This window comes from Vibrio sp. 1562 (assembly GCF_033340155.1).
GTDB classification, from domain to species: domain Bacteria; phylum Pseudomonadota; class Gammaproteobacteria; order Enterobacterales; family Vibrionaceae; genus Vibrio; species Vibrio alginolyticus.
Genome location: NZ_JAWOVY010000027.1, coordinates 16,481 through 30,636 on the forward strand (window position 1 = coordinate 16,481; position 14,156 = coordinate 30,636).

Below are 14,156 nucleotides of genomic sequence, written 5' to 3' on the forward strand. Positions count from 1 at the left end.
CAAACATGAGTTTTTAGAGTTCGAAATTAGCACTTTAAAAGCACGAAAAAATCGGTATGCAATTGAATGAAACGCGCTCCCGCTACTTTGTCTAAAAAAGAAGGAGACCAGTATGAACACGCTTTTTTACAACGATTCGTTTGAGCTTAGTCTGCTTTTACCATTACACTGAATTAAACAAAGGAGGGCGTGTGTTTCCTATCTTATTATTAGCGTTTATTTTTGTTCCGATCATTGAAATCGGCTTATTTATTCAGGTGGGCGGCTTTTTAGGTTTATGGCCGACCATTGCACTAGTCTTAATCACTGCATTTGTTGGTGCGTCGTTGGTTCGTAGCCAAGGTATACAAACACTGATGTCAGTACAGGGGCGTCTTGAACAAGGTGAAATTCCAGCCCAGCAAATTTTTGAAGGCGTAATGCTAGCGGTGGCTGGCGTGCTACTGTTAACCCCGGGCTTTATGACCGATGCCCTTGGTATGTTGGTGTTGCTTCCTGCGCCACGCGCCGCGATAGCTAAATACTTGATGAGCAAAATGGTGGTGAAAACCATGCATGGCGGTGGCTTCCAAGGTGGTTTCTCTAACCAGGGGCCATTTGAGCAAGACCCGTTCCGTCGTGACCCATTTGATTCCCAGTCAGATAATGGCAATACCTTCGAAGGGGAATACGAGCGTAAAGACGATGATGATCGCAACAAGCTCAACTGATTGAGTTAGTCAGCAAAGAAAACAAAAGGGCGCACCAAGCGCCCTTTTCTGTATTTGGAATTCGTGTCGCTTACAATGCGCCTTCAAAGCCCATTTGACGCCATGCTTCAAAAGCGATGATCGCAACGGCATTCGAAAGGTTTAGGCTGCGCGCATCTGGCATCATTGGAATGCGAATACGCTGCTCCATTGGCAAGCTATCGATGATTTCAGCAGGCAAGCCACGAGTTTCTGGACCAAACATCAAAACATCACCCGCTTGGTATTGTGCATCAACGTGATGACCTGTGGTCTTTGTCGTACACGCAAACAGGCGGTAGTTGCCTTGCTTCTCTTTCTCTAAGTATTCCAAGAATGCTTGATAATCTTTATGACGCGTTACGCGAGCTAAATCATGGTAATCCAAACCAGCGCGGCGGACTTTTTTCTCTTCAAGATCGAAACCCAGAGGTTCAATTAAGTGAAGGTTTGCACCGCAGTTGGCGCATAGTCGAATGATGTTGCCGGTGTTCGGCGCGATTTCTGGTTCGTATAAAGCGATATCAAACATGGTATTGAAATAGAGTTGGTCAAAGAGAGGGGCAGTATATACCCAAGTCACCGAAATATGCGAGATTCAGCAAGATTGACCTGGGTATGAAAGCAGGCATTAGCGCGGATGTTAATACCGTAAGGCTTAATGCTTCTTATAAGAGAGCGTGAGCATAGTTTTCTTCAACTGCTCGCCAGTTGACGACGTTCCACCACGCATCAATATATTCTGGGCGACGGTTTTGGTAACTGATGTAATACGCGTGCTCCCACACGTCTAATGCGAGGATTGGTTCACCGCGCACATCCACTACGTCCATCAGAGGGTTATCTTGATTGCTGGTGGACGTAATGTGAATCTCACCATCTTTTACGATCAGCCATGCAAAGCCAGACCCAAAGGTATTGATGGCAGCTTGGGCAAATGCCTCTTTAAATTGCGCAAAGCTACCAAATTTATCGTTAATTGCTTGAGCAAGCGCGCCTTGAGGCTCTCCGCCACCGTTTGGTGACATGCAATTCCAATAAATGATGTGGTTGTAATAGCCGCCACCATTATTACGTACTGCTGGACTGAGCTTAGAGATATTGTCAAAGATCTCGTCTAATGACTGAGTTTCGAGCTCGCTCCCTTCAACGGCATTTACAAACTTATCAAAGTACGTCTTGTGGTGTTTGCTGTAATGCACTTCCATGGTTTTCGCGTCGATGTACGGCTCTAGTGAATCGTACGGGTAAGGCAGAGCGGGAAATGTATGTGACATAGTAAATCCTCCTTAATTGGAAAATTTACTTTAATGCTAACGATAATTATTATCAACTTTGATCTTTGTAAGGGTATTCTAAGAAGCCTCACCAATTTCTAAAGTGAGGGTGGGGCTGTGAATCACTCACTCTAGAAATATGGTGCGAATTATTGTTAGTTCATCAAATTGAGACTAACAATTGATCGGTAAGGTGATACTCATGCGCAATCCGCCTAAAGGACTTCGGCTGGCTGCGATCGTGCCACTGTGCTGGCGAATGGCACTTTCGGTAATGGTTAGGCCGAGACCTGTGCCGCCAGAGTGGCGATCGCGTGCCGTGGAAACGCGATAGAACGGGCGAAAAATCGCGGCCAGTTCCTCTTCTGGTACACCTTCTCCATTATCGTCAACCGTGATACGAAGCGTATCGTCATCGGCTTTGATGTCGATTTGTACCTCATCTTTTCCGTAGTAAATGGCGTTACGAACGATATTTTCCACCGCACTCATCAGCAGTTTAGGGTTACCGGAAATATTGCGCTTAGGTAATTCTGAATAGTGTAGCTGTTTGCCCATTTGCTCTGCTTCAAACTGCGCATCTTTAATGATCTCTTCCCATAAACTTTCTAATGGCTGTGTTTCGCGAGTCATATGACTGTTCGCCTGCATGCGAGAAAGCTCTAGTAGTTCGCTGATCATCTGTTCCAAGCGCTGCGCTTCGGTATCGATACGAGTCAGTTCTGGGCTTTCGCCTTGTTTACGCGTCGCTAATGCGCTTGCCATGCGCAGACGAGTTAAAGGTGAGCGCAGCTCGTGAGAGATATCGGATAGCAAACGTTGTTGTCCTGAAATCATCTGATTAACCGCTTCGACCATCTGGTTGAAGCTGCTACCTGCTTGACGAAACTCCGCCGTGCCTTTTTCTAAATTTGGGTCTGTGACAAATTCACCTTTCGCCACACGTTGAGCAGCGGCTTCAAGACGACGTGCTGGTTGACTCAAAGCCCAAGCAAGCCATAACAGCAATGGTGTACTAACCAACATGACCGCAAACAAGAGCTGGAATGGGTGATCAAACAGACGCAGGAGTAGAGGTGGTGGCTCATTCCATTTGAAGCCCACGTACATCAAGATATCGGAACCTGCCAAAGTGATAGGAATTGGGCCCGCAATCATGTATCGACCATACAGCTTCTGCTTTGGATTATTGTAATCTTCGATACTGGTGACAAAGTTTTGCATTGCACGCAATTGAAAATTGCTGCGTTTTTCTGTCGTAAGAACATTACCGCTGTAGTCAGAAAAAAACACTCGTGGGCGAGGGTCGTGCTTGCCGTGGCGGTTGCCCTCGATACGAAAAAGTATGCGGCCTAAATCTGTTTGCTGGCTGTATTTTTGTTGGATTGAGTCACGCGTTTCTACCATACGTTTGTAGTGTTCTTCTGGAATATCGCGAGCTTTGCGTGGGTCCAAATGTGGCAGTGATAGCACGGCTATCAATACTAATAACATGGTGAACCAAAAAATGGCAAAGATGCGTCCATACAGGCTATTGATGTTTGGCAGTTTGATGCGTGATAGGCGCATTAATCCTCCTCAAGTAGCATGTAGCCACGACCACGCAGGGTTTTGATTCGCGGCTTGCCATTGCTTTGATCTGGTAATTTTTTACGTAAATTCGAGACATGCATATCGATAGCGCGATCAAAAGCAGCGAGTCGTTTACCAAGCACATCTAAGCTCAGTGTCTCTTTGGTCAGCACTTGTCCTGGGTTTTGTACGAAGTGGGTGAGTAGCGCAAACTCGGTTGCCGTGAGATCGAGTAGCTGTTGCTCACAATACGCTTCTTGCTTACCGGGATAGAGGCGGATTTCTTGGTACTCAATGCAATCGCTGTTTTTGGTATTTTTTTGTGTGCTGCTAGTGCGGCGTAAAATCGCGCGGATACGCGCTAACAGCTCTCGGTCACTAAAAGGTTTTGGTAAATAATCATCCGCGCCCAGTTCCAAGCCGATCACGCGATCAATTTCTTCCCCTTTAGCGGTCAGCATCAAGACGGGAGTTTCCCAATTTTCACGTAAGCGTTTCAGCGTTTCCATGCCATTGAGTTTTGGCATCATGACATCCAACAAAATCAAATCAATCTTATCATTGATCGCGGCTAAGCCGGCTTCACCGTCATTTGCTTCGCTGACGTCAAACCCTTCGAAACTGAGTACTTCTTTTAATAAGCTGGTTAGCTCGATATCGTCATCGATTAAAAGAATGTTTGCCATGGGGGCACCTATAGTAAGTTACCGATAGCCTAATATTACATTGGAATGATGCGCAACGAAGAGGAGAAAAATCACTCTTTACGATTCTTTACGCTCCCTATACGTCGCTTTACCTAGCGGGTCGTATTCTATACTCAAGCGCTGTGAGAACAGCTCAGAAGAACCACTCACCTGTGTAAGGAATCGTATTATGAAGTCTGCAAAAAAACTTGTGTTAGCTGCTGTTGTTCTACCTCTTACTCTTGGCGCCGCAAGCGCATTCGCTTACGGTGGTAAAAACCATCATAAAGGTCCTCGTGACGAATGCGGCATGGGTATGGACCGAGGTGTCATGCGTCAACTAGACCTGACTGATGCACAAAAAGATCAGCTAAAAGAAATGCGTGAAGCAAACAAAGCAGAAATGAAAGCAAAATTCGCTGATGGCAAAGAAGCACGTATGGCTGAGCGTCAAGCGCATCACGCAAAAGTGCAATCGCTTTTGCTGGCGGATAATTTTGATGAAGCTCAAGCTACCGAGTTAGCAAAAGAGATGGTTGAGCGCCAAACGGAACGTCGCGTGCAAATGCTAGAAAGAAAGCACCAAATGCTTAGCGTATTAACACCTGAGCAGAAAGCGAAATTTGTTGAGCTACAAAATGAACGTATGCAAGAGTGTGGCGACAGAATGCACAAGCGCATGGAAAAGTCGCGCAATAATTAAGTCATGAATTGATGTTATATAAAGAGGCAGCCATTGGTTGCCTCTTTTTGATCTGGTTATTTCATGGTCATTCAATATACTCAACGTATGGTTTTAGTTAACTCTTTGATTATGAAACAGCAATACGCACGTTTAGTTACGACCGCCGCTTGGACTGCAACCATTGTGGCGACGCTTCTTCTGATAGTAAAAGTCATCACGTGGTGGGTAACCGGCTCAGTGAGCTTATTGGCGTCATTGATTGACTCCATGTTAGATATCGCGGCTTCGGTTGTGAATCTTGTGGTGGTTCGTTACGCCTTACAACCGGCAGACCGCGAACATACGTTTGGACATGGTAAAGCTGAGTCCTTAGCGGCCCTAGCCCAAGCAATGTTTATTTCGGGCTCGGCAGTATTTTTGATTCTTAACGGGATTGACCGATTTTTCCGCCCACATGCTTTACACGCACCGGAGTTAGGTGTGTATGTATCGCTGTTTGCGATTGTGGTCACACTTGGCTTGGTGATGTTCCAAAAACATGTGGTTCGCGTGACGGGGAGCCAAGCAATAGCGGCGGATTCTCTGCATTATCAGACTGACTTGTATATGAATGCTGCGATCATGGTGGCTCTGGGGCTCAGTTATTTTGGAGTGACTCAAGCGGATGCTGTGTTTGCGATTGGTATTGGTGTCTTCATTCTTTATAGCGCTTTCAAAATGGTCAGCGAAGCGATTCAAACCTTACTTGATAGAAAGTTGCCCGATGAAGAACTTGAGCAAATTAACCAAGCTTGTTTGAGCGTAAAAGGGGTATTGGGCGTGCATCAGTTACGCACGCGAATGTCCGGACCGACGCGCTTTATACAGTTGCATTTAGAGCTAGACGATAACTTACGATTAATTGAGGCGCATTACATTGCTGATAAAGTGGAAGATAATTTATTGGCTCTGTTTCCTGATGCGGACGTACTGATCCATCAAGATCCATTGTCTGTCGTTTTCGGACCTGAGAAAGAGCAGAAAGCGCAAGATTGGTAGGCTTGAAAAATCCATCAGTGCCCGACGACAAACAGGTACTTATTGACTATCTTTCCATCAATACTTATTAAGATTCGTGATCCTGATATGAATCAACAAAGTTTCATAGAGAAACTGTAATACTCTTACATAAGTAGAAAAGTTACATAAAAAAGTGCGTTTTCATTGGTAATCCTGTAGAGGAAATGTAACATAACGCACAGTTCTGGATTATGCAGGTTGCTTGGTAACAAGGGGCCTAAAAGAAAATTAAATAATTGATTGCCAAAGATCGAGGGTGAGCATGATTAAGAAGATCGGTGTTTTAACAAGTGGCGGTGACGCACCTGGTATGAACGCTGCGATACGCGGCGTAGTACGTACAGCACTATCCGAAGGATTGGAAGTATTCGGTGTGTACGACGGCTACCTAGGCCTATACGAAGGCCGCATCGAGAAGCTAGATCGTTCTAGCGTTTCAGATGTGATCAACAAAGGTGGTACGTTCCTAGGTTCTGCACGTTTCCCTGAATTTAAACAAGTGGAAGTTCGTGAAAAAGCGATTGAGAACCTTAAAAAACATGGTATCGATGCACTAGTGGTAATCGGTGGTGATGGTTCGTACATGGGTGCGAAGAAACTGACTGAAATGGGTTACCCATGTATCGGTCTTCCGGGCACAATCGACAACGATATCGCAGGTACGGATTACACTGTGGGCTACCTAAGTGCACTAAACACCGTTATCGATGCAATCGATCGTCTACGTGATACTTCTTCATCTCACCAACGTATTTCAATTGTAGAAATCATGGGCCGTCACTGTGGTGATTTGACTCTGATGTCTGCAATTGCGGGCGGTTGTGAATACATCATCACTCCGGAAACTGGTTTAGACAAAGACAAGCTGATCAGCAACATCCAAGATGGTATCGCTAAAGGTAAGAAACACGCGATCATCGCGCTTACTGAGCTAATGATGGATGCTAATGAACTAGCACGTGACATCGAAGCCGCGACAGGTCGTGAAACTCGTGCAACAGTACTTGGTCACATCCAACGTGGTGGTCGTCCAACTGCATTTGACCGCGTACTAGCATCTCGTATGGGTAACTACGCTGTTCACCTATTGATCGAAGGTCATGGTGGTCGTTGTGTAGGTATCGTGAAAGAGCAACTTGTTCACCACGATATCATCGATGCAATCGAAAACATGAAGCGTCCAGTACGCAACGATCTATACAAAGTTGCTGAAGAGTTGTTCTAAGCAAGTTTGAAATAGATAAACAAAACCGCGGCTTTCCGCGGTTTTTTGTATTTGAGAATCAACAAAAAGAAACTAGCGATAGACGAGTGTTAAGACACGCTGCTCTGCTCTATGAGCGTTAATTTTCGCTCGCGCAGCGCAAACAAGTAGCCCAGTAGCCCACCCAACGTATTCCCAACCGCGATACCGATAAACAAGCCTTCAATACTGTAGATTTGGCTCCCGATCCACGCCGATGGCAAGGTAAAAATGAACAGCCGCATAAAGCTCCACTGGAATGCACGCAATGGCTTGTGCATCGCATTCAAACCACTGACTAACATCATCACTATGCCTTGGAAGCCATAACTAAATGGCACCACCAGTAAATAATGCCAAAGCAGGTTTTTCACCGCATCTTCCTGAGAAAACAGCGCAGCCAGAGGAATGCTCAGTGGCACCATCATCAAGAAGATAAACCCTTGGAATACCACTGCAAAACGCATGCTAATAAATAAACCGGAAAAGGCTCGTTGCGGTTGTTTGGCTCCTAAATTTTGTGCCATAAACGGTGTGAGGGCAGAGGTCAGCGACATCAATACTAAAATCAATATAGACTCAATACGCTGCGCTGCGCCGTAAGCAGCAACCGCCGCTGTACCATGGTTGGATAACAGCATCATCAGAATGGCACCGGACAACGGATTCATCGCGTTTGATAGCGCAGCAGGGGTACCAATTTTTAGTGTCTGTTGCCAGTCTTGTTTCAGCAAAGCCCATTGGGGTTGAGCAAGCAATTTTTCCCGTTTAATTAGCACATAGAATGAGCCACACAAAGCACCTAACCAGCTAAAGGCACTTGCTATGGCTGCGCCTTGAATGCCAAGTTCCGGAAAAGGGCCATAACCGAAAATCAACAATGGATCGAGCATGCCATTAATCAAACCAGCCAACATCATGACTTTTGCTGGTGTTTTTGTGTCGCCAGTAGCTCGGATAGCACTGTTGCCCGCCATTGGGATCACTAGCAGAGGAATGGTGAGATACCAGACCTGCATATATTGCTCAATAAGAGGGATGAGATCATCAGACGCACCAAGAAAACGAAACAATGGCGCAATGGTGGTAAAGCCAATAGAAGACGTGATAGCCACAAGTAACACGGCTAACAACAAACCGTGGGTGGTGAACCGAGCAGCTTGTGGTGCATGACCTTGCCCAAGCAAGCGACCAATATTGGTCGATAGTCCCATCCCAATCCCCATCGTAATGCAGTTAACCGCAAAGGTGACAGGGAAGGTATAGCTGATAGCCGCTAGCGCTTGAGTGCCAAGCAACGAGATAAAAAACGTGTCCACCAAGTTAAACATCAAAATTGCGATCATGCCCATGGTCATGGGTACGGTCATTTTCCGCAGCGTTTCAGGAATGGGTGCGGTCAACAAACCATGCTTATCGGTCGCTTGGGGTTCCAGCTTGTTATTTTCCTGCATGTGTGACAACTATCTGGTGAGCAAACTGCAAGGATACAAGAAAGCGAGATGCCGAGCGAGTGAGCATTTCTAACGCAAACCGTTGCCTAGTTGTTCGTTATTTTAACTAAGTCACAAAAATTTTGTGCCACCCCCTTGGGATCGCTGCTTCGACCCCTTATATAGGGATCACGTGTCTGGGGCTACAGTCCCTAAGGACAATTATCAAATAAACATGGAAATTTTCAGGAGAGACGACCGATGAACATTCGTCCATTACATGACCGAGTTATCGTTGAACGTAAAGAAGTTGAATCTAAGTCTGCTGGTGGCATCGTTCTGACTGGTTCTGCTGCAGAAAAATCGACTCGCGGTGTTGTTCTAGCTGTGGGTAAAGGCCGCATCCTAGAAAACGGCACCGTACTGCCACTAGACGTTAAAGTCGGTGATACCGTTATCTTCGCTGAAGGTTACGGTACAAAAACTGAAAAAATCGACGGTAAAGAAGTGCTTGTCATGTCTGAAAACGACATCATGGCGATCGTTGAATAATAGCAATCATTGAGTAATTTTTTGCTCAGATTCAATTACGAAATTACACACAAAGAATTTTAGAAAGGAAATCAAAGATGGCTGCTAAAGACGTTAAATTTGGTAATGACGCACGAGTTAAAATGCTGGAAGGTGTAAACGTTCTGGCTGATGCAGTAAAAGTAACACTGGGTCCTAAAGGACGTAATGTCGTTCTAGACAAATCTTTTGGTGCACCGACTATCACTAAAGATGGTGTATCAGTAGCGCGTGAAATCGAGCTGGAAGATAAATTCCAGAACATGGGCGCACAAATGGTTAAAGAAGTTGCGTCTAAAGCAAACGACGCAGCGGGTGACGGTACAACAACAGCAACGGTACTAGCACAATCTATCGTTAACGAAGGTCTAAAAGCAGTCGCAGCGGGCATGAACCCAATGGATCTTAAGCGTGGTATCGACAAAGCTGTTGCTGCGGCAGTTGAGCAACTAAAAGAGCTTTCTGTTGAATGTAACGACACAAAAGCGATCGCGCAGGTTGGTACTATCTCTGCAAACTCAGACGCAAGCGTAGGTAATATCATTGCAGAAGCAATGGAGCGTGTGGGTCGTGATGGCGTTATCACGGTTGAAGAAGGTCAGGCGCTACAAGACGAGTTAGACGTAGTAGAAGGTATGCAGTTCGACCGCGGTTACCTGTCTCCTTACTTCATCAACAACCAAGAATCAGGCAGTGTTGATCTAGAAAACCCATTCATTCTTCTTGTTGATAAGAAGATCTCAAACATTCGTGAGCTTCTTCCAACGCTAGAAGCTGTCGCGAAAGCATCTCGTCCACTGCTTATCATTGCAGAAGATGTAGAAGGCGAAGCGCTAGCAACATTGGTTGTGAACAACATGCGTGGCATCGTAAAAGTTGCAGCTGTGAAAGCACCTGGTTTCGGTGACCGCCGTAAAGCAATGCTACAAGACATCGCTATCCTAACTGGCGGTACTGTGATTTCTGAAGAGATCGGTCTAGAGCTAGAAAAAGTTGCACTAGAAGATCTAGGTCAAGCGAAGCGTGTTTCTATCACGAAAGAAAACACGACTATCATCGATGGTATCGGTGAAGAAGAGATGATCTCTGGCCGTGTTGCTCAGATTCGTCAACAAATCGAAGACGCAACTTCAGACTACGACAAAGAGAAACTACAAGAGCGCGTAGCTAAACTGGCTGGCGGTGTTGCAGTAATCAAAGTTGGTGCTGCGACTGAAGTTGAAATGAAAGAGAAGAAAGACCGTGTAGAAGATGCGCTAGCCGCAACTCGCGCAGCGGTTGAAGAAGGTGTTGTTGCTGGTGGTGGTGTTGCACTTATCCGCGCGGCATCTAAGATTGCTCACCTAACGGGTGACAACGAAGAACAAAACGTTGGTATCCGCGTTGCACTACGTGCAATGGAAGCGCCAATCCGTCAAATCACGAAGAACGCAGGTGAGGAAGACTCAGTTGTTGCGAACAACGTGAAAGCGGGTGAAGGTAGCTACGGCTACAACGCGGCAACAGGCGAATACGGCGACATGCTAGAAATGGGTATCCTAGATCCAACTAAAGTTACTCGTTCTGCACTACAATTCGCAGCATCGGTTGCAGGTCTGATGATCACTACTGAAGCGATGGTTACTGATCTACCGCAAAAAGACGCGCCAGCGATGCCTGACATGGGCGGCATGGGTGGCATGGGCGGTATGGGCGGCATGATGTAAGCCAGCTTATCTCATCGCTCTAAGGGAGCCCTTATAGCGGAAAGATAACCGACCAAACCTTTAAAAGTCGAGGCAGATGCCTCGACTTTTTTTATGCGTGTCACCTGAGAAACATGACGTTCTGGAGTGGCTTATCATGAGATTTTTGAGCGTAAAAAGCGCCATTTCAGAAGCAAAAAATCGAAGAGAAATATTTTTTCTTTTGAGTCAGATGGTTAAATCTGACCTATTGCTAACACTTTTTGAACGGGGACAGAGCAAAATCTGAACATTACACTATGTTGTAAATTGTTGCTTCCCATCATGGAGATGAAAATGAAAAAGCTTATGACGTCATTGGCGGTTGCAGCCGCTATCGCATCACCTGTTGCTTTTGCCGACAGTACACCTGTGATGTTCTCTACTATCGATAACACAAACGCACCCTCTAATTCTTCAGTAGGTGGCGTTCGTTTAGCTGTGTTGCATGGGCAGGTAAATGAGGTTAAAGGTGTCGACTTTTCACTGCTTGGTATGTCAGAAACGGATCGTACGACAGGTGTGAACTTCGGTCTGTTTTTTGGTGCAGCAAAAGTAAATCAAGAAATGAAAGGCGCGTCTTTAGGCTTAGTTAACTGGAACCAAGGTCAGACGACGGGTGTTAACTTGGGTGCTGTTAACATTACGAACAACGTAAAAGGCTTGAACTGGAGCGCGGTGAACTATTCTGAAGGCTACACCATGGCGGATGTGGGCTTAGCGAGTATCTCTAAGAAGTCTAATTTCCAGTTTGGTTTCTTCAACATGACCGATCAAATCGATGGTGTGCAAATTGGTCTTTTGAACTGTGCGGATAACGGTTTCTTCAAGTGTTTCCCACTCATCAACTTTGCTAAGTAATCCCTGAGAAAGTCAGAATCTTTATATACAGAAAGCCCTCGATGTTCGTCGAGGGCTCTTTAATTACTGATGAGATGAAGCGAGTTTCTCGGAGCGTTAACTATTTAATTAATCGTGATGAAGTTTTGCGTTGTTGAATTCTTTGATGAACACCGCGGCGTAATGCTTTGATGTGGTTTTCTGCTTTATCCACACCTAACAACACGGTTAGTGTCAGGAGAGTAATAACCACCGACTGCGTTAAATAACCCAAACCTATCATCAAACCTAAACCTGCTAGCACCCATATTACAGCCGCGGATGTTACGCCATGGATTTTTCCATCAAGTGTCATCATAACGCCAGCGCCTAAGAAGCCGACGCCAGTAATGATCTGACCAAGCACTCGTGCTTGATCAAGAGTATTTGGCGATAACGACACTGCCATCGACATAAACAGGTAGGTGCCTGAAATAATTAATATTGCTGTGCGAATGCCAACCGGTTTACCACGAGTTTGGCGCTCTATACCGATCATGAGCCCATTAATGGCGCAGCATAGTAGGGCAGGCCAACTGAATGGGCCAAGATCGAAAATTTGTTCGAATGCTGTATGCATCTTGACCTCCAAAAGTGCGGAGTATGCATAGACTTACCGTGCAAAGCGAACAAAAATAATCAATCTAGACGACAAATTTAATTGAGTGTCAGAGCTTATTCTAAATGCAAATCCAACGGCGTTTTACTTGGCCTGCCACCAACTTCTCGTGTGAGTTTTGGTACCAGATAACCCGATACACGCGTGATGAGTCCGCGCATAATAGCTTTCGCTTCTTCGTCCGAAATAAAGTAGTGCGCTGCGCCTTGCACCTTATCAAGAACGTGGAGGTAATAAGGCAAGATACCCGCGTCAAATAAGGCCTCACTTAACGCCACTTGAGCTTCTACCGAATCATTCACGCCTTTCAGCAGAACGCCTTGGTTTAGAAGCGTAACGCCCGCTCTTTTGAGATTGAACATCTGTTCAGCAAATTCGTCATTGATTTCGTTGGCATGGTTGATGTGAGTGACGAGGATGATTTGTAACCTTGATGCTTGCAGAAGTTGGCATAGTTCATCAGTGACTCGAGCTGGAATCACCACAGGTAAACGGCTATGAATACGCAGACGTTTGATGTGAGGAATGTGAGCAATGTGCTCTAAAAGCCAATGAATCTCATCGTCTTTTGCCATTAATGGATCACCACCTGAGAAGATGACTTCGTTCAACTCTGGTTGTTGTGCCATGTACTCTAAGCACTTGGTCCAGGCTTGTTTCCCGCTTTTGTTCTCTTGATAAGGGAAGTGACGACGAAAGCAGTAACGGCAATTTACCGCGCAGCCACCTTTGACAATCATCAGGGCGCGGTTGCGATACTTGTGTAGCAGGCCAGGGACTTCATTGTCCTGCTCTTCCAATGGATCATTGGAGTAACCCGGATGCACCTCAAATTCGTCGCTCAGTGGTAAAACCTGACGTAAAAGAGGGTCTTTAGGGTTGCCTTTCTCCATCCTATCGACAAAACTTTGCGGTACACGCTGTGCAAACAGCTTGCGCGCGGCAAACCCGTCTTGCCACGGTGAAGGATCAATTTCCAGTATTTCGAGCAATTTTGCAGGATCAGAGATCCCATTCGCCAACTGTTTGAGCCAGTTTTGCTCAACAGATTCGACTTTTCGGGTTATTATGTGCGGCATTGAATTTAGCTCTAAGAATGTAAGAGGAAAAAATGGCTACAGTTAGCACCAATGAATTTAAAGGCGGTCTTAAGTTAATGCTTGATAACGAGCCTTGTGTAATTCTGGAAAACGAATACGTTAAACCAGGTAAAGGCCAAGCGTTCAACCGTGTTAAAATTCGTAAACTTCTTTCTGGTAAAGTGCTAGAGAAAACATTCAAGTCTGGTGACACTTGTGAAGTGGCAGACGTAATGGATATCGACCTAGATTATCTATATTCAGACGGCGAATTCTACCACTTTATGAACAGTGAAACGTTTGAACAGATCGCAGCGGATGCAAAAGCGGTAGGTGAAAACGCTAAGTGGTTGGTAGAAAACAACACTTGTATGATCACTCTTTGGAACGGTAACCCAATTACTGTTACTCCACCAAACTTCGTTGAGCTAGAAGTTGTAGACACAGACCCAGGCCTGAAAGGTGATACTCAAGGTACTGGCGGTAAACCAGCGACGCTATCAACTGGCGCTGTTGTTCGTGTTCCTCTGTTCATCTCAATTGGTGAAGTGATTCGCGTAGATACTCGTACTGCTGAATACGTAGGTCGTGTGAAGTAAGCA

The 14,156-nt window shown here is 45.6% G+C and carries 15 protein-coding genes; 8 read left to right on the forward strand and 7 right to left on the reverse strand.

Annotated elements, in window-relative coordinates:
- Positions 1-191: 191 nt before the first annotated feature.
- A complete protein-coding gene (locus tag R7Z49_RS20450) occupies positions 192-710 on the forward strand; it encodes an FxsA family protein (RefSeq protein WP_033907286.1) in 519 nt (172 codons plus the stop codon).
- Between the two features lie 70 nt (positions 711-780).
- Here R7Z49_RS20450 and trmL read toward each other — a convergent pair whose 3' ends face one another.
- The 4 genes from trmL to R7Z49_RS20470 all read right to left on the reverse strand — a co-directional run bounded on the left by trmL (position 781) and on the right by R7Z49_RS20470 (position 4,263).
- Positions 781-1,260 (reverse strand): tRNA (uridine(34)/cytosine(34)/5-carboxymethylaminomethyluridine(34)-2'-O)-methyltransferase TrmL, encoded by a 480-nt coding sequence (gene trmL, locus R7Z49_RS20455; protein WP_064354386.1) that lies wholly within the window; start codon positions 1,258-1,260, stop codon positions 781-783.
- A 136-nt stretch (positions 1,261-1,396) separates the two neighbouring features.
- Positions 1,397-2,005, reverse strand: a complete 609-nt coding sequence (locus R7Z49_RS20460) for a superoxide dismutase (protein WP_005382382.1) — start codon at positions 2,003-2,005, stop codon at positions 1,397-1,399.
- A gap of 174 nt (positions 2,006-2,179) precedes the next feature.
- Entirely contained in the window at positions 2,180-3,574 is a 1,395-nt protein-coding gene (gene cpxA, locus R7Z49_RS20465; RefSeq protein ID WP_318111969.1) for an envelope stress sensor histidine kinase CpxA, read from the reverse strand.
- A complete protein-coding gene (locus R7Z49_RS20470; protein WP_005382384.1) occupies positions 3,574-4,263 on the reverse strand; it encodes a response regulator in 690 nt (229 codons plus the stop codon). Before R7Z49_RS20470 ends, cpxA begins: the two co-directional genes overlap by 1 nt.
- A 190-nt stretch (positions 4,264-4,453) precedes the next feature.
- Here R7Z49_RS20470 and R7Z49_RS20475 point away from each other — a divergent pair, with 190 nt between their 5' ends.
- The 3 genes from R7Z49_RS20475 to pfkA all read left to right on the forward strand — a co-directional run bounded on the left by R7Z49_RS20475 (position 4,454) and on the right by pfkA (position 7,232).
- Positions 4,454-4,966 carry a CpxP family protein gene (locus tag R7Z49_RS20475; RefSeq protein WP_047104268.1) on the forward strand — a complete coding sequence of 171 codons (513 nt, stop codon included), beginning with the start codon at positions 4,454-4,456 and terminating at the stop codon, positions 4,964-4,966.
- Positions 4,967-5,077: 111 nt separating this feature from the next.
- Complete coding sequence (fieF, locus tag R7Z49_RS20480) at positions 5,078-5,986, forward strand: CDF family cation-efflux transporter FieF (protein ID WP_025768809.1); 909 nt, start codon at positions 5,078-5,080, stop codon at positions 5,984-5,986.
- A 283-nt stretch (positions 5,987-6,269) separates the two neighbouring features.
- Positions 6,270-7,232 carry a 6-phosphofructokinase gene (gene pfkA / locus R7Z49_RS20485; protein ID WP_005381521.1) on the forward strand — a complete coding sequence of 321 codons (963 nt, stop codon included), beginning with the start codon at positions 6,270-6,272 and terminating at the stop codon, positions 7,230-7,232.
- Positions 7,233-7,321: 89 nt separating this feature from the next.
- Here pfkA and R7Z49_RS20490 read toward each other — a convergent pair whose 3' ends face one another.
- Positions 7,322-8,704, reverse strand: coding sequence for an MATE family efflux transporter (locus tag R7Z49_RS20490; RefSeq protein WP_064354383.1), 1,383 nt, complete (start codon positions 8,702-8,704; stop codon positions 7,322-7,324).
- Between the two features lie 240 nt (positions 8,705-8,944).
- Between R7Z49_RS20490 and R7Z49_RS20495 the strand changes: the two genes are divergently transcribed.
- The 3 genes from R7Z49_RS20495 to R7Z49_RS20505 all read left to right on the forward strand — a co-directional run bounded on the left by R7Z49_RS20495 (position 8,945) and on the right by R7Z49_RS20505 (position 11,838).
- Positions 8,945-9,235 carry a co-chaperone GroES gene (locus R7Z49_RS20495; protein ID WP_005381516.1) on the forward strand — a complete coding sequence of 97 codons (291 nt, stop codon included), beginning with the start codon at positions 8,945-8,947 and terminating at the stop codon, positions 9,233-9,235.
- Between the two features lie 77 nt (positions 9,236-9,312).
- Positions 9,313-10,959: a chaperonin GroEL gene (groL, locus tag R7Z49_RS20500; RefSeq protein WP_005381509.1), complete on the forward strand. Its 1,647-nt coding sequence runs from the start codon at positions 9,313-9,315 to the stop codon at positions 10,957-10,959.
- A gap of 315 nt (positions 10,960-11,274) precedes the next feature.
- Complete coding sequence (locus R7Z49_RS20505) at positions 11,275-11,838, forward strand: VC2662 family protein (RefSeq protein WP_005381507.1); 564 nt, start codon at positions 11,275-11,277, stop codon at positions 11,836-11,838.
- 100 nt (positions 11,839-11,938) lie between these two features.
- On the opposite strand, the gene R7Z49_RS20510 is transcribed toward R7Z49_RS20505, so the two are convergent.
- On the reverse strand, positions 11,939-12,436 hold the full coding sequence (locus tag R7Z49_RS20510; protein WP_005381504.1) for an MgtC/SapB family protein: 498 nt from the start codon (positions 12,434-12,436) through the stop codon (positions 11,939-11,941).
- A gap of 95 nt (positions 12,437-12,531) precedes the next feature.
- Positions 12,532-13,554: an EF-P beta-lysylation protein EpmB gene (epmB, locus tag R7Z49_RS20515; protein ID WP_318111970.1), complete on the reverse strand. Its 1,023-nt coding sequence runs from the start codon at positions 13,552-13,554 to the stop codon at positions 12,532-12,534.
- Positions 13,555-13,586: 32 nt separating this feature from the next.
- Here epmB and efp point away from each other — a divergent pair, with 32 nt between their 5' ends.
- Positions 13,587-14,153 (forward strand): elongation factor P, encoded by a 567-nt coding sequence (gene efp / locus R7Z49_RS20520; protein WP_005381500.1) that lies wholly within the window; start codon positions 13,587-13,589, stop codon positions 14,151-14,153.
- The last annotated feature ends 3 nt before the right edge of the window (positions 14,154-14,156 follow it).